The following is an 18,680-nucleotide window of genomic DNA, read 5'->3' on the forward strand; positions in this document are numbered from 1 at the left end:
GAATTATCACGCTAGTTCCTTTTCAGGTTTTGGCAAATTTTTCACCGCTGTTTTCAGTACAGAATTGATTTATTAGGATTCGCGCACAAAACTGTCTGAGCGTGCTACGGCGTTAGCGCCAATGGCTATATATAAAGGGCGCAAGTTGGCGTTATTCAATAAACGTCATTACGCTTTATCCATTTAGTTAAAAGCCGGTTGCATAACGGTTTCGCGGCATTCGCCGCTCTGGAACTTGGAGACGCTGGAATGTCGCAACCGACGCAAAAGCTGCGCCTTGGCGCACTGATCGCCCTGGTGGTGGGTTCGATGATTGGCGGAGGGATTTTTTCCCTGCCGCAGAACATGGCGGCCCGCGCCGATGCCGGCGCCATCCTGATCGGCTGGGGCATCACGGCGATCGGCATGCTCACCCTGGCCTTCGTGTTCCAGACCCTGGCCAACCGCAAACCGGAACTGGACTCCGGCGTGTATGCCTACGCCAAGGCCGGGTTTGGCGACTACATGGGTTTTTCGTCCGCGTGGGGTTACTGGATCAGTGCCTGGCTGGGCAACGTCGGGTATTTCGTGTTGCTGTTCAGCACCCTCGGCTACTTCTTTCCGGTGTTCGGCCAAGGCAACACGCCGATTGCCATCGGCTGCGCTTCGGTGTTGCTGTGGGCCGTGCATTTTCTGGTCATGCGCGGGATCAAGGAGGCAGCGCTGATCAATCAGCTGACCACGGTGGCCAAGATTATTCCGTTGATCATGTTCGTGGTCATCGCCGCCGTGGCCTTCAAGGCGGACGTGTTTACCCGCGACATCTGGGGCCGCAGCAACCCGAATTTCGGCGGCGTGATGGATCAGGTGCGCAACATGATGCTGGTCACCGTGTTCGTGTTCATCGGTATCGAAGGCGCCAGCGTTTACTCGGCCCGGGCGGAGAAACGCTCGGATGTGGGCCGCGCCACGGTGATCGGTTTTATCGGTGTGCTGGCGCTGCTCGTGCTGGTCAATGTGTTGTCGCTGGGGATCATGAGTCAGCCGGAACTGGCGACCTTGCAGAACCCGTCGCTGGCCGCCGTGCTGGAACACATTGTCGGGCCATGGGGCGCACTGCTGATCAGCGTGGGCCTGGCCATTTCGTTGCTCGGTGCGTTGTTGTCGTGGGCACTGTTGTGCGCGGAGATTCTGTTTGCCACCGCCAAGGACAATACGATGCCGGCGTTCCTGAAGAAGGAAAACGCCAACCATGTGCCGGTCAATGCGTTGTGGCTGACCAACGTGATGATCCAGATTTTCCTCCTGATCACGCTGTTTTCCGCCGGCACTTACACCAGCCTGATTTACCTCGCCTCCTCGATGATTCTGGTGCCGTATCTGTGGTCGGCGGCCTACGCCGTATTGCTCAGCGGACGGGGGGAAACCTATGAACATGCCTCCGCCGAACGCACCAAGGATCTGCTGATCGGCGGCATCGCGCTGTGTTACGCGGTGTGGCTGTTGTATGCCGGCGGGGTGAAATACCTGCTGCTGTCGGCGCTGCTGTATGCGCCGGGGGTGATCCTGTTCGCCAAGGCCAAACATGAGCAGGGCGAGCCGCTGTTCACCACGCTCGAGAAGGGGATTTTCACCTGCGTGATCGCCGGGGCCGGGCTCGCGGCGTATGGGTTGTACAGCGGCGTGTTATCCCTGTGAGATTGCGGCTCGACTATCAGGGATCCTGCGACTGGCCGGCAATGCTCGAGTTTCTCGCGGCCCGCGCAGTGGTCGGGATGGAGACGGTGGCCGATGGCGTGTATTCGCGCAGCATCGGGTTGAACGGGTTTCACGGCACGGTTTCGGTCCGGCCCGGCGACGGTGATGCGCTGGAGGTGGAGCTGGATTTCCCGGATCCGTCGGCGGTTCCCGAGATTGTTGCGCGTTTGCGACGGATGTTTGATCTGGATGCGGATCTACCCACGATGCAGCGGCATCTGGCGGTAGATCCGCTGCTGGCGCGGCTGATCGCCGAACGGCCGGGGTTGCGGGTGCCGGGGGCGTGGGATGGTCTGGAACTGGCGTTTCGCGCGGTGCTGGGGCAGCAGATCACCGTGGTGGCGGCGATTCGGCTGGCGGGGAAACTGGTGGCGCAGTATGGCGAGCCTTTACGTTCTTCAGTGCCGGGCCTGACCCACGTCTTTCCTCAGGCAAAGGTTTTGGCAAACGCTGATCTGGCGGCGCTGGGCATGCCGAAAAGTCGCGGGCGGACCTTGTCCGGGGTGGCGCAGGCGTCATTGGACGATCCGCTGCTGTTTGCCTCCGGGACGGCGCGGTTGCTGGCGCTGCACGGGATTGGCGACTGGACGGCGCAGTACATTGCCCTGCGCCAGTTGCGGGACATGGACGGGTTTCCGACTGGCGATGTGGGATTGCTGCGGGCGTTGGAGGTGCAGGAAGGGGAACGGATGACGGCGCGGGAGTTGTCTGTTCGGGCAGAGGCCTGGCGGCCGTTTCGGGGGTATGCGGCGCAGGTGTTGTGGACATCCTTGAGTCGCTTTGACTGAATTTTTCGTATCCGTCTTGAAACCGCTGCCCTCACCCCAGCCCTCTCCCGGAGGGAGAGGGAGCCGATTGGGGGATATTTGAGAAGTACACCGACTTGAACGTTATGCACCGAATTCAAAATCGACTCGATCTCTCAGGTCGATGCATGGCGCCAGGCAACTCGGTCGGCTCCCTCTCCCCCCGGGAGAGGGCTGGGGTGAGGGCAGCAGTCTCAAACCATGCACAAACCTTAAATCCACTGCGGACGATGCGACCCCAACTCAGTTGCCGGCAAAACCCACTGCAGAGGCGTCCCGCTAATCTTCAGCGGGGCTTGAAGCCGACGTGCCGGCCCCCAAGGTGTCTGCTCCACCAGCGAGCTTTGATCCTGTGGATTTTCCGGACGCAACGTTTCATCCGTCCCAGCCCCATGCTCAATCAACAACTTCGCCGTCCGTGCCAGCGACAACCGCGCCGATCCACCTCGACCACTGCGTAACCGTTCAGCCAGCAACCGAATCACACTCGCCGCCATCAGATACCCCGTCGCATGATCCAGCGCCTGTACCGGCAGCGGTGTCGGTTTGTCCGCTTGCTTCCAGCGCTGTCCGGCCTCGGCAATCCCGCTGCTCATCTGCACCAGACTGTCGAAACCCCGACGGTTCTGCCACGGGCCGCTCCAGCCGTAGGCGTTGAGGCAGACATCAATCAGCCCCGGCGCCAGTTGCCGGCGACGCTCTATGCCGAAGCCAAGCTGTTCAAGGGCGTCGGCACGATAACCGTGCAGAAGAATGTCGGCATCCTTGAGCAAACCTTCAAACACTGCGCGATCCGCCGGCTCATGCAGATCCAGTCGCGCACAACGTTTGCCGAGGGTCACTTCCGGCACCACGCCGGGTTCATTCCAGGTCGGCGGGTCGATGCGCAGCACATTGGCGCCCAACCCCGCGAGGAAGCGGCTGGCGGTCGGGCCGGCCAGTACGCGGGTCAGATCAAGCACCTTGAGCCCCGCCAATGGCCGCGCCACCGAGCCTTGCCAGGGTTGATGACTTTCTTCTTTCTCATCACTGAAATGCACCAAGGGTTCGGCATTCACCGCCAGCCCTTGGGGATGCTTCTGCCACTGTTCCCAGCTGCGCATTTCAGCCGCACAGCCCTTGGCCTCGACCACCGCTCGCTCCAGATCGGCACTGGCCCACTGCGCGACTTTCGCCGCCATTGCCGCGCGGTCGGCACAGGCGCCGAGCACGCTTTCAGCGGCGGCGCGGTGATGCGGGGCGTTGGTGTGCAGGCGGATCCAGCCGTCTCGGGTTGCGTAGTCGCCGGCCACCGGATCCCACAGCGGCGGCACTTCCCAGCCGATCGGTCGCAGCGACGTGGCGAACCAGAACGAGGCGAGGCGGCGGTCGACTTCTACAGTGGGCAAGTCGCCGGTTTGCTGCTGAAGGAGTTCGGCGACAGCTTGCCCGGCAGCGGCAATGCTCGCGCAGGCAAGGTCGGTGACGGCAAACGCCGAGGGCAGGGCGCCTTGGGCGGTGAACGGAATCGGTGTGCGGGACAAGCCGAGCGCGGCTTGAATGGACGTGAGCAGATCAGTCATCGAAGGCCCTCCGGAAGAGGGCCTGATCATAGATCAAATCAGACGCGGAACTGATCCATCAATTTCATCTGCTGGCTGGCCAGGGCGTTGAGCTGGCTGCTGATCGCCGCCGATTCGGTGGCCTGTTCGGTCAGGGTTTCGGTGACGGTACGGATCGCCGAGACGTTGCGGTTGACCTCTTCGGCCACCGCGCTTTGCTGTTCGGCGGCGCTGGCGATCTGCAGGTTCATGTCGCTGATCACGGTAACCGCGTCGCTGATCTTGCCGAGGGCGTCCACGGCCTGGCGGATCTGCCCGGCGTTGTTGTGAGCCTGGGTCTGGCTCGAGTGCATGGTCGCGACCACGCCACGGGTGCCGGTCTGGATGCGCTCGATCACCACGCGGATTTCTTCGACCGAATCCTGGGTGCGCTTGGCGAGGTTACGGACTTCATCTGCCACCACCGCAAAACCACGACCGCTTTCACCGGCACGGGCCGCTTCGATCGCGGCGTTCAGCGCCAGCAGGTTGGTCTGCTCGGCAATGCTGCGGATCACTTCCAGCACCGAACCGATCTGCTCGCTGTTGACTGCCAGCTCTTCAACTTCGGTCACGGCTTTGCTGACTTCATCGGCCAGTTGGTTGATGTCGCGGGTGCTGCGCTCGATGATCGACATCCCGTCCTTGGCCGACTGATCGGCGCCTTTCGCCGCGTTGGCCGCATTCGACGCGCTGTTCGCCACGTCGTGAGCGGTGGCGCTCATTTCGTTGGAGGCGGTCGCTACCTGATCGATCTCGCGGAACTGCACCTGCATGCCTTCGCTGGTCTGGCGGGCGATTTCCGATGACTGATCGGCGGTGCCACGGGCCTCGGTGATGCTCTGTTTGATCTGGGCGATGGTCGGTTGCAGCTTGTCGAGGAAGCGGTTGAACCAGTTCACCAGTTCGCCCAGTTCATCTTTCTTGGTGTAGTTCAGGCGCTGCGTCAGATCACCTTCACCGCTGGCGATGTTCTTCAGCATTTCGGCGACGCTGTTGATCGGACGGGTCACGCCGGAGGCGGTGAGCCAGATCAGCAACAGACCGATCAGGCCGGCGATCACGGCCACCGCCAATGCGGTAATCGTGCCGGTTTGCTGCGCGTCGTCGAGCACTGCCTGGAGCTTGACCGAGTCGGCCAGCAGCACTTGTTTCGGCAGGTCGATGACCACGCCCCAGGCCTTGGAGTCGGCAATCGGGTTGACCGGATACACGGCGCGGATCAGGTCGCCCCGCTCGAGAATCTTCGGTGTGCCGGCACTCAGCAGTTGCAGCACGTCCTTGCCCTCGGCGCCGAGGGTGTCGCCGATGCTCTTGCCGACCTTGCCGGCATCAGCGCTGTAAGCACCGAGCACGCCGCTGCCGGAGACGATCAGCATGTGCCCGGCGCTGTTGAACAGGTCGCGCTGAGAGTCCACGGCCGCCGCTTGCAGGGCGTCGAGGGCGATGTCGACACCAACCACGCCGATGGCCTTGCCGTCCACCAGCAACGGTACGGAAATGGTGGTCATGAGCATTTCCTTGCCGCCCACGGTGTCGGCGTAAGGATCAAGCAGGCAGGTACGTTTGTTGTCGCGAGGGCAGGTGTACCAGCTGTTGTAAGGCGTGCCGCTGACGCTGAGGGTGGTCTTGTTCATGTCGTCTTCGACCATGATCGTGTTCAGCGACGGACCCGCAGCACGGCTCCAGTAACTGGCGAAACGTCCCGCCTCGTTGGACTGGCGCGCGGCATCGTTGGCGAATTCGCTGTCCTTGCCGTCCAGTCCGTTGGGTTCGAACGCCAGCCAGATGCCAAGCACCTTGCTGTTGCGCTCGAAGGCGGTTTTCAGGCTCTGGTTCAACTCTTCACGCAGGGCGCCGGCGTCCAGCGAACGCTTGGCGGCCATCACTCGCATGTCCTTGATCTGGTCGGCCAGGGCGGTGATCACCAACAGGCTCTCGCCGAAGGTTTTCTGGACCCGCACCGCTTGCTCGGCAGCCTTGGCCTGCAACAGGTCCTGCACGCTGGCGGTGAGCATCTTGCTGCTGGAAGCACTGACCAGTTCGTCGTTCTGGTTGGTCTGGTAAATGTTGATGCCAACGATCAGCGCGACCACACCGAGCAGGCAGAGGCCGGAGAGCAGGACGATTTTCAGGCGAATGGACAGAGAGTCGAACATGGGACGTTCTCGCGAATGGATGAGCGGTTGGCTAAGAGGCAGGAAGGTGCCCGGTTCGCCAAATCCATTCAGCGCCATTCAATGCTCATCGGCGCGAGGCGGGTACGCATGAGTTGCAAGCCGACGAACGGTCACGACTAAACGTTTGCGCGAGTAAATGCCCTGAAAACAAGAGAAAAATCAGGAAATCTTCGGCAGCGCTTCCGGTCGCGACCAGATCCACAGGTTGCCCACCGTCATCCCGGCAATCGCCAGATAGATCGGCCAGCCGTGATCGAGCATCACCAGCATCAGCGTGGCGCACAGCAGCATGCTGACCGTGGCGCTGACCTTGGCTTTGCGGGCGATGATCTTGCCGTTGCGCCAGTTACTCAGGATCGGGCCGAACAGCCGATGGTTTTCCAGCCAGGCAGTCAGGCGCGGCGAACTGCGGGTCGCGGCCCAGGCGGCGAGCAGGATGAACTCGGTGGTCGGCAGGCCGGGCACGACGATGGCGATCAGACCGATGCCGAGGCTGACATAGGCGAGCAGACCGAACAGCAGGCGGGCGAGTCGGGAGGAGGCGGGTTGGGGCATGGGCTCAGCGAGAGGCTAATGTGACAGGGTGGGAATCTTACAGACTTACGCAATTCCTTGTGGGAGCTGGCTTGCCAGCGATAGCGTCCGGTCAGTCGACAGGGATGTTGTCTGACACGCCGTCATCGCTGGCAAGCCAGCTCCCACAGGTTTTACGGTGTGGCTGGGATCAGACCGGTTCGGCTTCTGTGGCGTAAGCCTGTTCCAGCAGCACGGTAAAGCGGTTGAACGCGTCAATCGCACCTTGCTCCACTTCCGCTTCTTCTTCAGCACTGAATTGCAGCGAATCGAGGGTGCGTACAAAGCGCTTCCAGCCTTCGGCGCGACCGCCTTCAGGCTCGCCCAGATGACGGGCGCCAAAGGTTTCGCTCAGGTCCAGCGCGACCGCGCGTTTGATCAGGAACGCGGCGCCGAGCTTGGAGCCCTCGGAGACGAAGATCCAGCCCAGGGCGCGGGCCTTGCTCGGGTTTTTTACGGCGCCGGCGACTGGCGCAGGCACTTCGGTGTCAAGGTCGGCGAGGTCGGCCCTGGCCGCTTCGGCGCGGCAACGGGCCGGCAGGTCAGGGACGATGGCGGTCAGTTCGGCATCGTTGTACAGCGCCACCAGCTCCGACTGGAACAGGTACTGCGCGACCACGAAACGGGCGAAATTGGCGCGGGTCTCGAACGGCGCGTGGGCCTTGACCAGGGCATCGAGCTTGCTGTGCGGCTCGTGGGTGATCTGGTTCAGGCGTTGCGAACGCAGGGCTTTTTCCGGGGTGCTCATGAGATGTCCTTGAAAAGAAGAGGCGCTTGATAACGAGACGTACGGGCAAGCGCCGGACAGTAAAAAAACCTCACGGCGCGGCAATGCATGCGCGCCGTGAGGTCATCCGGATCAGATATCCCAGACCAGGTTGATCGCGAAGTTGCGACCCGGCTGGGTCAGGCGATCGAGGTTGGCCGGTTGTGTCACCGAGGCTTCGCCGACGCTGTCGTAACCACGCACGTCATCCCACAGCCAGTACTTCTTGTCGGTCAGGTTGTAGATGCCGCCGCTGACGGTGACGTCGTCGGTGACCTTGTAATAACCGGCCAGATCGAGAATGCCGAAGCCCGGCGACTTGAATTGACTGCTCACACCGTCCGGCGATTTGAAGTTGCTGTCGTCGACGCGATCCTTCTTCTTGACCACGGTCCAGCTCAGCAGGCCGCCGTAGTTGTCCTGGTCGTAACCGAGGCCGAACACGCCGGTCAGCGGGTTGACGCTGTTCAACGGCTCGCCGTTGTCGTTGTTGCGTCCATAGGCGTAGGAGATCGAACCCTGGGTGTACAAGCCTTGCGGCGCGCCGAAGGAATCCAGGTTCAGACGACCTTTGACTTCGGCACCCTTGATGGTGGCGTGCTTGATGTTGCTGGACTGGAACGTCAGCTCGCTGTAGCCCGGGGTGACGGCGTCTTCGTTGATGAAGTCGCGGTACTTGTTATAGAACACCGCCACGTCGAACGAGCCTTGCTCGAAGTTGCCGCGCAGGCCGGTTTCATAGCTTTTGCTCTTTTCCGGTTCCAGGTCCGGGTTCGGCGCCACGTTGTAGCCGGTGGTGCTGTTCTCGAAGCGGCCGTACAGCGCTTTCGCGGTCGGGGTGCGGAAGCCTTCGGCGTATTGGCCGTACCAGGTGTAGTTGTCGGTCAGTGCGTAGGTCAGGCCGAATTTCGGCGAGACTTTATGCCAGGTCTTGTTCTCGTCGCTGACCGTGCCGTTGCCGTCGGCTGCCACGGTGTTGAGGAATTCCTGGGTGATGTGCGGCTTGAGCTGGGTGTAGTCGTAGCGCAGGCCTGGCAGGAAGGTCCAGTTGTTCCAGCTGATCTGATCCTGGGCGAACAGGCTGTAGGTGTTGATGGTCGGGTCCGGGAAGTCACTGGATTTTTTCAGCACGTCGGCTGCGCTGGTGGCGCCGATGGCGGTGCAGCCGCGACCGACCGCCAGGCACTTGCCGTCGCCGCTGCGCGAGCCGGTAACTTTCTGCTGCTTGATTGTGGTGCCGTAAGTCAGCACGTGATCGGTGTCACCGATGGCGAATGCCTTGTCCAGTTGCGCGTCGAAGACCCACTGTTTTTCTTCGTAGATCGTGTCGCGGGTGCGCAGCACTTTACGGGTGATCGGGTAATAGAACTCGTCGGTGCTCTGGTCGGTCTTGGCGGTCTGGTGGTTGAGGCTCCACTTCACGTTGTCCGCCAGCAGGCTGTCGAGCCCGAAGCTGTGCTCCAGGCCGAAACGCTCGCGGGTGATGGTGTCGTTGCCGGTGCGCCACTGGTACATGCCGCCGGGCAGCACGCTGTTCGGGATCGTCGGGGCACCGTTGAAGTACGGGCCGCCGTAAGCGCTTTTCTGATCGGTGTCGCGATCGTCCTTGTACTTTTCGTAGGTCAGGCCCAGGCGCGAACCTTCGTTGTAGTTCCAGCCGATCTTGGCCAGCACGTTGGCGGCTTTCACGTCCTCCGGGTTGGCGGCGGTGCGCTCAAGGCCGGTGCCGTTGTTGCTGCCGTAGGAATCGGTTTCATGACCGTCGCGCTGGCTGTAGTGCAACAAGCCGTCGAACTGGTCGGCGCGACCGGCGACGGTGGCGGACTTCAGCCAGCTCTCGTCGGCGGAGCTGTAGCCGGTTTTCAGGCGGGCGCCGACGTCTTTGCCGGGCTTGATGATGTCGTCCGGGTCGAGGGTGTAGTAGCTGACGGCGCCGCCGATGGCGTTGCTGCCGTACAGCACCGAGGCCGGGCCGCGAAGAATTTCGACGCGTTTGACGATTTCCGGATCGACGTAATTGCGCTGGGTCTTGGCGTACGGACCGTTGAAGAAACCGTCCGGCACTTCGACGCCGTCGACCTGAGTCAGGATGCGGTCGCCGTCGATGCCGCGAATGTTGTAGCCGCTGATCCCGCCACGCTGGCCGGCGCCGCCCACGGATACGCCCGGCTCGTAGCGCACCAGATCCTTGATGGTGTTGACGTTGTTGCGGTCCAGATCCTGACGAGTCTGCACGGTGACGGTGGCCGGCACGCTGTTGATCGACTGTTCCTGACGGGTGGCGCTGATGGTTACCTGATCAAGATTGAGTGCGCCGCTGCTGGCGCGTTTTTCCAGCACGACGTTGTTGTTGCTCAGTTTGCGGAAGCTCAGGTTGGTCCCCACCAACAGACGCTCCAGGGCTTTTTCCGGTGGCAGCGAACCGCGCACGCCCGGCGACGACACGTCTTGACCCAATTCCGCCGGCAAACCGACCTGCCAGCCGGTGACCGCGGTGAACGCATTGAGCGCCGACACCAGCGGCTGTTGGGCAATAGCGAACGAGTAGTTGCCCATGTTGCGCGTCGGCTGTTCGGTGGCGGCCATCAGCGGCGCGGTGCCGGCCATCAGAATGGCGGCGGTCAGCAGCGACAGCACGCGGGAAGGGGAAGAAGTCTGGCGGGTAAGGCGAGAGGACATCGATAGCGCTCCGTGTCGCACGAATCTTTATAGGTGCTGATTGATCTCGCGAGATGCGAATCAATTGCATTGGCTATAACGAGACGAACGAGCTTCGGCTATCGAGTAAAAATAATTCTCATTTAGTTCAAGATCACCAGCGCCGGGAATTCCTGAAGCTTGGCCGAGGTGATGTGAGCGAGCGAACGCACCACGTCCAGCGGCTGGTCGAGACGGTAATTGCCAGTGACGGCGACGTCGGCCAACTGCTCGTTGGTGTTGATGATGAAGCCCGGGTAGTAGCGGCGCAGTTCGGCCAGCACCTGGTTAAGCGGGCAGTTTTCGAAGATCAGCCGACCCTGCACCCACGCCAGATCGGTGGCGGCGTCGACCTTGGCCGGGCGGTCGAAACCGTTCGGGCCGATGCGGATGCTTTCCCCGGCGGAAAGCCGCACCCGCGCATCGTCACGGGTCGCCCGCAGATCGACATCGCCGCGCTGCACCCGCACCTGCGCCACGCCGTCCAGATAACGCACGGCAAACGCAGTGTCGCGCACGCTGGCCTTCACCGGCCCGGCGTCGATTTCCAGCGGCTGGCTGCGGCTGGCCGGGATCTCGAAAAACGCTTCGCCCTGATACAACCGCGCGACTCGCTGCTGATCGTTGATCGTGCTGGAGAACGCGGAATTGGTGTTGAGCAGGACTTTCGAGCCGTCCTCAAGCTGCAGGCGCTGACGCTCGCCGACTACGGTCAGGTGATCGGCCTGCAGACGCATCGGCAGGTTGCTGAAACTGAACAGCCCGAGCAGCAGCACCGCGGCGGTGGCCAGCGGTTTCCAGTGCGGACGCAGGCGAGTGAGGACGGTAACTTTCTTCGGTTTGGCCGCGAGGTTTTGCGCGCACTGAGCGATCTGCGGGCCGTCCCAGATTGCCTGAGCCTTGGCGAACGCCTCGGCATTCAACGGATCGGCCGCCAGCCAGGCATGGAATTGCCGGGTCTGCTCCTCGTCCGGACTGCCGAGCACGATGAGCCAGTCCAGAGCTTGGTCCATTGCGCTGGCGGCGTCCTGCGCCGATGAAGGCGAAGGAGAGCGGTGGATGTCCGTCACGGTGGTTCCTCGGCAGTGTCTGTGCACGGCTGTTTTTTTAGTGAAGCGTAAAAGTCGGGCAAGGGTAACAAAGCCCGATGATCAGTGCAGTCGATCCTGTCGAATACCGACAAGGCTTGCAGATCAGTCGCCGTTCAGGCGCTCGGCGACACCGATGCAGATGGTCATGATCAGTTTGAGTTCTTTCTGCACCGTGCTGAGGGATACGCTCAGTTCTTCGGCGATTTCCTGATAGCTGTGCCCGTGCAGGCGGCTGAGGATGAAGATTTGCTGTTGGCGGGGGCTGAGTTCACCGAGGCTCACGTTCAGGCGCTCCAGCAATTGTTCGGCGTGGGCAGCGTCTTCGGCGCTGCTGGCGGGGGCGGCGACGCTGTGCACCACGTCCTGCGGCACGTCATCGACCATGGTCCGCGAATGAATCTTGCGCGCACGCAAATGATCCAGTGCCAGGTTGCGCGCGGTCTGGAAGACAAAGGGTTCAAGGTGATCGATGGCCCGTTCGCTCAGCGCCCGGGTGACGCGCAGGTAGGTTTCCTGCAACAGGTCTTCGGCGGTGCTGTGGTTGTTGACCATCCGTTCCAGCGTCCGCAGCAGCGAGGTGCGCTGGGCGAGGAAGACGTGGTTGAAGTGTGATTGACTCACGGGAAGACCTGATCCATTTCGAGCGAATGATAATGCTTATCATCCGCCCGAGTGGTCAAGTGTTGATTTGTCAAAGGTGGGTAAAGCTTTTGCCCGCCCTCAAAACGGCGCCAGCGGTTTTATTCCGCGTTGCACAGGGCCAGGCAGTTATCGAGCATACGGTTGGAGAAGCCCCACTCGTTGTCATACCAAGCCAAGACTTTCAGCAGTTTGCCGCTGGCTTTGGTGTGGTTGGCGTCGAAGATCGACGACAGCGGGTTGTGGTTGAAGTCGCTCGATACCAGCGGCAGGGTGTTGTAGCCGAGGATCTTCGAGTGCTGGCTCGCCGCTTTCATCAATGCGTTGACTTCATCGGCCGAGGCTTCGCGCTTCAACTGCACGGTCAGGTCAACCAGCGACACATTGATCACCGGCACGCGCACGGCCATGCCGGTCAGCTTGCCCGCCAGTTCCGGCAGCACCAGGCCCACGGCTTCGGCGGCGCCGGTCTTGCTCGGGATCATGTTCTGGGTGGCGGAGCGCGCGCGGTACGGGTCGGTGTGGTAGACGTCGGTCAGGTTCTGGTCGTTGGTGTAGGCGTGGATGGTGGTCATCAGACCGCTTTCGATGCCCAGTTCGCGGTGCAGCACCTGAGCCACGGGGGCCAGGCAGTTGGTGGTGCACGACGCGTTGGAAATGATCTGGTGCGACTGGCGCAGAATGTCGTGGTTCACACCGTAAACGACGGTGGCATCGGCGCCTTTGGCCGGGGCCGAGATAATCACTTTGCGTGCGCCGGCGGTAATATGCGCGGCGGCTTTGGCCCGGTCGGTGAACAGACCGGTGCATTCGAACACCACATCAATCTTTTCCGCGGCCCATGGCAGGTCGGCCGGATTGCGGATGGCGCTGACCGAAATGCGGTCGCCGTTGACGGTCAGGCTCTCGTTGTCATGAGCCACTTCGGCGTCGAATGTGCCATGAACGGTGTCGTATTTGAGCAGATGCGCATTGATCGCGCTGTCGCCCAGATCGTTGATGGCGACGATCTGCAAATCCTGACGATAGCCTTGGGTATACAGTGCGCGCAGGACATTACGGCCGATGCGGCCAAAACCATTGATTGCGATTCGAAGAGTCATTGAACAGCGCCGCCGTCGTTTTGTTGTTGGAATTACAAGATTATTCGCATAAAAATAGAAAACAAGCCTTTTTAGTGGCAATATTTTGTTTTATCTACAACGAGTGACCTGAATCAACTGGTCCGAATGATCAAGAAAACCGTTCGTCATCCCACGCGAACGGGCTTTTGATCAGCATAGACAATCAGGTCGCCACATCCGTTAGCCTGGAGTTCTACACATGCATCCCCGCGTTCTTGAGGTCACCGAACGGCTTATCGCCCGCAGCCGCGCCACGCGTCAGGCTTACCTTGCGCTGATTCGCGGCGCTGCAACTGACGGGCCGATGCGCGGCAAACTGCAATGCGCCAACTTCGCCCATGGCGTGGCCGGGTGTGGCAGCGAAGACAAGCACAGCCTGCGGATGATGAACTCGGCGAACATCGCAATTGTTTCGTCATATAACGACATGCTCTCGGCGCACCAGCCTTACGAAGTCTTCCCGGAACAAATCAAGAACGCCCTGCGCGAAATCGGCTCGGTCGGCCAGTTCGCCGGCGGCACGCCTGCCATGTGCGACGGCGTGACCCAGGGCGAGCCGGGCATGGAGCTGAGCCTGCCGAGCCGCGAAGTGATCGCGATGTCGACGGCGGTGGCGCTGTCCCACAACATGTTCGACGGCGCGCTGATGCTCGGCATCTGCGACAAGATCGTGCCGGGCCTGATGATGGGCTCTCTGCGTTTCGGTCACTTGCCGACGATTTTCGTCCCGGGCGGGCCGATGGTCTCGGGGATTTCCAACAAGGAAAAAGCCGACGTGCGGCAGAAGTACGCCGAAGGCAAGGCAACCCGCGAAGAGCTGCTGGAATCGGAGATGAAGTCCTACCACAGCCCGGGCACCTGCACCTTCTACGGCACCGCCAACACCAACCAGTTGCTGATGGAAGTCATGGGCCTGCACTTGCCGGGCGCATCGTTCGTCAACCCGAACACGCCGCTGCGTGAGGCCCTGACCCGCGAAGCCGCGCATCAGGTCACCCGCCTGACCAAACAGAACGGCAACTTCATGCCGATCGGCGAAATTGTCGACGAGAAGGCGCTGGTCAACTCGATCGTCGCGCTGCACGCCACCGGCGGTTCGACCAACCACACCCTGCACATGCCGGCCATCGCCATGGCGGCGGGCATTCAACTGACCTGGCAGGACATGGCCGACCTCTCCGAAGTCGTGCCGACCCTGAGCCACGTCTATCCGAACGGCAAGGCCGACATCAACCACTTCCAGGCGGCGGGCGGCATGTCGTTCCTGATTCGCGAACTGCTCGAAGCCGGCCTGCTGCACGAAGACGTCAACACCGTGCTTGGCCACGGCCTGAGCCAGTACACCAAGGAGCCGTTCCTCGATAACGGCAAGCTGGTGTGGCGCGAAGGCCCGACCGACAGCCTCGACGAAAACATCCTGCGCCCGGTGGCCCGTGCGTTCTCGGCAGAGGGCGGCTTGCGCGTGATGGAAGGCAACCTCGGTCGTGGCGTGATGAAGGTGTCCGCCGTGGCGCTGGAAAACCAGATCGTCGAAGCGCCGGCCATGGTGTTCCAGGATCAGCAGGATCTGGCCGACGCTTTCAAGGCCGGTCTGCTGGAGAAGGATTTTGTCGCGGTGATGCGCTTCCAGGGTCCGCGTTCCAACGGCATGCCTGAGCTGCACAAGATGACGCCGTTCCTCGGCGTGCTGCAGGATCGCGGCTTCAAGGTTGCGCTGGTAACTGACGGACGTATGTCCGGCGCATCCGGGAAAATTCCGGCGGCCATTCATGTCAGCCCCGAAGCTTATGTCGGCGGCGCTTTGGCGCGGGTGCAAGAGGGCGATATCATCAGCGTCGATGGCGTCAAAGGCACTTTGGAACTCAAGGTGGACGCCGCCGAATTCGCAGCGCGCGAACCCGCCAAAGGCCTGTTGGGCAACAACATCGGCAGCGGTCGCGAACTGTTTGGCTTCATGCGTTTGGCCTTCAGCTCGGCGGAGCAGGGCGCCAGCGCCTTCACTTCTGCCCTGGAGACGCTTAATTGAAACTGGCTTTGGTCGGTGACATCGGAGGCACCAACGCGCGGTTCGCGTTGTGGAAAGATCAGCAGCTCGAATCGGTTCAGGTGCTGGCCACGGCCGACCATGCCAGCCCGGAAGAGGCGATCAGCCTCTATCTGAGCGGGCTCGGTCTGGCGCCGGGCGCCATCGGTTCGGTGTGCCTGTCGGTGGCGGGGCCGGTGAGCGGCGATGAATTCAAGTTCACCAACAACCACTGGCGCCTGAGCCGCAAGGCGTTCTGCCAGACCTTGCAGGTCGAGCAGTTGTTGCTGGTCAACGATTTCTCGGCCATGGCGCTGGGCATGACCCGTTTGCAGCCAGGCGAATTCCGCGTGGTCTGCGAAGGCACGCCGGAGCCATTGCGCCCGGCGGTGGTGATCGGCCCGGGCACTGGTCTGGGCGTCGGCACGTTGCTTGATCTGGGTGAAGGTCGGTTTGCCGCGTTGCCGGGAGAGGGCGGTCACGTCGATCTGCCGCTGAGCAGTCCGCGTGAAACCCAGCTCTGGCAGCACATCCACAATGAGATCGGCCACGTCAGCGCGGAAACCGCGTTGAGCGGCGGCGGCTTGCCGCGGGTCTACCGGGCGATCTGCGCGGTGGATGGTCATGAACCGAAACTCGATACGCCGGAAGCCATCACTGCGGCAGGTCTTGCAGGCGACCCGATCGCCCTGGAAGTGCTGGAGCAGTTCTGCTGCTGGCTCGGTCGCGTGGCCGGCAACAACGTGCTGACCACTGGCGGCCGTGGCGGGGTGTACATCGTGGGCGGCGTGATTCCGCGTTTCGCCGATTTCTTCCTCGAAAGCGGTTTCGCCCGCAGCTTCGCCGACAAGGGCTGCATGAGCGATTACTTCAAGGGGATCCCGGTGTGGCTGGTGACGGCGCCGTATTCCGGGCTCGTCGGTGCAGGAGTGGCGCTCGAACAATCCGGTAAATGATCATTCCCACGCCGAGCGTGGGAACCCTCGACACATCAGGCATAATCCGCCCAATTCCAACAACAAGGATGCCTTCGAAGTGAGCTCAGTCAACAAGTCGATTTTGTTGGTCGATGACGACCAGGAGATACGCGAGTTGCTGGAAACCTACCTGACCCGCGCGGGTTTTCAGGTACGGGCCACGGCGGATGGCGCCGGTTTTCGTCAGGCGCTGAACGAAGCACCGAGCGATCTGGTGATCCTCGATGTGATGCTGCCCGATGAAGACGGCTTCAGCCTGTGCCGCTGGGTGCGCCAGCATCCGCGTCAGGCCCAGGTGCCGATCATCATGCTCACCGCCAGTTCCGACGAAGCCGACCGGGTCATCGGCCTGGAGCTCGGCGCCGACGATTACCTCGGCAAACCTTTCAGCCCCCGCGAACTGCAAGCCCGGATCAAGGCCCTGCTGCGTCGCGCCCAATTCGGCCAGGAACGCGGCGGCAGTGAAGTGCTGGCGTTCGATGAATGGCGGCTGGACATGGTCAGCCATCGGCTGTTTCACGCCGACGGCGAGGAAGTGATTCTGTCCGGCGCCGACTTCGCCCTGTTGAAACTGTTCCTCGATCATCCCCAGCAAATCCTCGACCGCGACACCATCGGCAACGCCACCCGTGGCCGCGACCTGATGCCCCTCGACCGCATCGTCGACATGGCCGTCAGCCGCCTGCGCCAGCGTCTGCGCGACACTGAAAAACCGCCGCGCCTGATCCGCACCGTGCGTGGCAGCGGCTACCAGCTGGCAGCCAATGTGGTTGCCGGCAATGGTCACTGAGTTCCTGCGTACCACCGCGCGCAAAGTGCCGATGCCGCGTTCGCTGCTCGGGCGGATGCTGCTGCTGACGTTGCTCGCGGTGTTGTTCGCCCAGACGCTGTCCAGCGTGATCTGGGTTTCCCAATTGCGCGCGACCCAGCTCGAAGGCCTGGTCACCAGCGCCCGCAGCCTCGCCCATTCGATGACCGCCAGCGTCAGTTACTTCCGCTCGTTGCCGGTGGCCTATCGGCCGCTGGTGCTCGACCAGTTGCGCAGCATGGGCGGCACGCGTTTTGTTGTGACGCTGAATGACAAACCGCTGGGCATGGAAGTGCTGCCGGTGACGCCACGCAAGGCGGCGGTACTGAAAGCGGTGGATGAAGTGCTGCGTCAGTCGCTGGGCCAGGACACCGACATTCTGGTGACCTTCGTCAGCCCCGATGACTTACGGATCTTCAACGCCGGGTTGAAACTCGATGAGTTGCCGCGTTCGTGGGCGCATTACGCCTTGACCCTGGAACCGGTGAATCCGCCGGTGCTGGTCACGCAGATTCAGTTGGCGCCGGGTGAATGGCTGTACATCGCCTCACTGCTGCCCGAACCCTACACCAGTCTTGAAGAACAGGGCCTGCCGACTCAGCAGGTGTGGTTCATCGTCTTCACCAGCGGTTTCCTGTTGTTGTTCATCGGCCTGCTGGTGCACTGGCAGAGTCGGCCGCTCAAGCGTCTTGCGCGGGCCGCGCGGGACTTGTCGCTGGGTGCCGACGTCGAGCCGGTGGCCGAGGGCGGCGGCAGCGAAGTGGTCGAAGTGGGCCGCGCCTTCAACACCATGCGCGAGCGGATCAGCCGTTACCTGACCGAGCGCAGCCAGTTGTTCAGCGCAATTTCCCACGATCTGCGCACGCCGATTACCCGTCTGCGTCTGCGTGTCGAACTGCTGGAAGACGAAACACTGCAAACCAAGTTCGGCCGCGATCTGGATGAATTGGAGCTGCTGGTCAAAGGCGCGCTGCAATGCGTGAAGGACACCGACATTCACGAAAACATCGAGCCGGTGGACCTGAACCATGTGCTCGACTGTCTGGTGGAGCCGTATCTGGCACCCAACGGCAACGGTCGCGTGACCCAGCAGGGACGGGCGTTGGCGGCTTATCCGGGCAAGCCATTGGCGCTCAAGCGCTGCATCGGCAACCTGATCGACAACGCGTTGAAGTACGGCCAGAACGCGCACTTGCACATCGATGACGACGAAAGCGCATTCGTGCTGCATGTCGATGATGAAGGTCCGGGGGTGCCGGAGCAGCGGTTGGAGCAGGTGTTTGAGCCGCACTTCCGGTTGGCGGGGCAGCAGCAGGGTTACGGTCTCGGTTTGGGGATCGCCCGCAACATTGCCCATAGCCATGGCGGTGAGGTGACGTTGCAGAATCTGCGTGAGGGTGGATTGCGCGTGACCCTGCAATTGCCGCGTTCGGTGGATTAAGTCAAAGGCTTGCCCTCACCCTAACCCTCTCCCGGAGGGAGAGGGGACCGATCGGGGGATGCTTTAAAGATGCATCGACTTGATCCTGCTTTACCGAATCCATAATCGACTCGGTTTTTCAGGTCGATGTATGACGCCAGACACCTCGGTCAGCTCCCTCTCCCTCCGGGAGAGGGCTGGGGTGAGGGTTGCTCTTTTGTCACCGATCGGTGACAAAACCCGCCCCCTTCGTTACAAG

Annotated in this window: 14 protein-coding genes and 1 pseudogene; 6 read left to right on the forward strand and 9 right to left on the reverse strand. The window is 61.8% G+C overall.

Annotation, left to right across the window (positions count from 1 at the left end; translation table 11 throughout):
• Window positions 1–249: 249 nt before the first annotated feature.
• Window positions 250–1,677, forward strand: coding sequence for an arginine-ornithine antiporter (arcD, locus tag EIY71_RS20460; protein ID WP_007951183.1), 1,428 nt, complete (start codon window positions 250–252; stop codon window positions 1,675–1,677).
• Window positions 1,674–2,525 (forward strand): DNA-3-methyladenine glycosylase, encoded by an 852-nt coding sequence (locus EIY71_RS20465; protein ID WP_085745193.1) that lies wholly within the window; start codon window positions 1,674–1,676, stop codon window positions 2,523–2,525. The genes arcD and EIY71_RS20465 overlap by 4 nt, the downstream gene beginning before the upstream one ends.
• Before the next feature lie 230 nt (window positions 2,526–2,755).
• On the opposite strand, the gene EIY71_RS20470 is transcribed toward EIY71_RS20465, so the two are convergent.
• The 9 genes and pseudogenes from EIY71_RS20470 to gap form a co-directional block, all read right to left on the reverse strand.
• Window positions 2,756–4,105, reverse strand: coding sequence for a CoA transferase (locus tag EIY71_RS20470; protein ID WP_134022902.1), 1,350 nt, complete (start codon window positions 4,103–4,105; stop codon window positions 2,756–2,758).
• Window positions 4,106–4,143: 38 nt separating this feature from the next.
• The gene (locus tag EIY71_RS28930; RefSeq protein ID WP_371320921.1) at window positions 4,144–4,899 is read right to left on the reverse strand and encodes a methyl-accepting chemotaxis protein; all 756 of its coding nucleotides are present in this window, start codon (window positions 4,897–4,899) and stop codon (window positions 4,144–4,146) included.
• 102 nt (window positions 4,900–5,001) lie between these two features.
• Window positions 5,002–6,360 (reverse strand): annotated as a pseudogene (locus EIY71_RS28935) (HAMP domain-containing protein); the annotation flags it as partial.
• A gap of 102 nt (window positions 6,361–6,462) precedes the next feature.
• A complete protein-coding gene (locus EIY71_RS20480) occupies window positions 6,463–6,858 on the reverse strand; it encodes a YbaN family protein (RefSeq protein WP_134022904.1) in 396 nt (131 codons plus the stop codon).
• A gap of 169 nt (window positions 6,859–7,027) precedes the next feature.
• Window positions 7,028–7,624, reverse strand: coding sequence for a biliverdin-producing heme oxygenase (locus EIY71_RS20485; RefSeq protein WP_134022906.1), 597 nt, complete (start codon window positions 7,622–7,624; stop codon window positions 7,028–7,030).
• A gap of 111 nt (window positions 7,625–7,735) precedes the next feature.
• Entirely contained in the window at window positions 7,736–10,321 is a 2,586-nt protein-coding gene (locus tag EIY71_RS20490) for a TonB-dependent receptor (protein WP_134022908.1), read from the reverse strand.
• Between the two features lie 122 nt (window positions 10,322–10,443).
• Window positions 10,444–11,409 carry a FecR domain-containing protein gene (locus EIY71_RS20495; protein ID WP_085606584.1) on the reverse strand — a complete coding sequence of 322 codons (966 nt, stop codon included), beginning with the start codon at window positions 11,407–11,409 and terminating at the stop codon, window positions 10,444–10,446.
• A 123-nt stretch (window positions 11,410–11,532) separates the two neighbouring features.
• Window positions 11,533–12,051 carry an RNA polymerase sigma factor gene (locus EIY71_RS20500; protein WP_007951175.1) on the reverse strand — a complete coding sequence of 173 codons (519 nt, stop codon included), beginning with the start codon at window positions 12,049–12,051 and terminating at the stop codon, window positions 11,533–11,535.
• Between the two features lie 119 nt (window positions 12,052–12,170).
• Window positions 12,171–13,172 (reverse strand): type I glyceraldehyde-3-phosphate dehydrogenase, encoded by a 1,002-nt coding sequence (gene gap / locus EIY71_RS20505; RefSeq protein ID WP_085689348.1) that lies wholly within the window; start codon window positions 13,170–13,172, stop codon window positions 12,171–12,173.
• A 220-nt stretch (window positions 13,173–13,392) separates the two neighbouring features.
• On the opposite strand from gap, the gene edd reads away from it, so the two are divergent.
• The 4 genes from edd (at window position 13,393) to EIY71_RS20525 (ending at window position 18,442) form a co-directional block, all read left to right on the forward strand.
• Entirely contained in the window at window positions 13,393–15,219 is a 1,827-nt protein-coding gene (gene edd / locus EIY71_RS20510; RefSeq protein ID WP_134022910.1) for a phosphogluconate dehydratase, read from the forward strand.
• Window positions 15,216–16,172 carry a glucokinase gene (locus EIY71_RS20515; RefSeq protein ID WP_085606579.1) on the forward strand — a complete coding sequence of 319 codons (957 nt, stop codon included), beginning with the start codon at window positions 15,216–15,218 and terminating at the stop codon, window positions 16,170–16,172. Before edd ends, EIY71_RS20515 begins: the two co-directional genes overlap by 4 nt.
• Before the next feature lie 79 nt (window positions 16,173–16,251).
• Window positions 16,252–16,983 carry a response regulator gene (locus EIY71_RS20520; RefSeq protein WP_134022912.1) on the forward strand — a complete coding sequence of 244 codons (732 nt, stop codon included), beginning with the start codon at window positions 16,252–16,254 and terminating at the stop codon, window positions 16,981–16,983.
• Window positions 16,984–17,014: 31 nt separating this feature from the next.
• Window positions 17,015–18,442 (forward strand): ATP-binding protein, encoded by a 1,428-nt coding sequence (locus tag EIY71_RS20525; protein WP_166673442.1) that lies wholly within the window; start codon window positions 17,015–17,017, stop codon window positions 18,440–18,442.
• Window positions 18,443–18,680 lie beyond the last annotated feature (238 nt).

This window comes from Pseudomonas sp. CH235 (assembly GCF_004368175.1).
Taxonomy (GTDB): Bacteria; Pseudomonadota; Gammaproteobacteria; order Pseudomonadales; family Pseudomonadaceae; genus Aquipseudomonas; species Aquipseudomonas paraglycinae.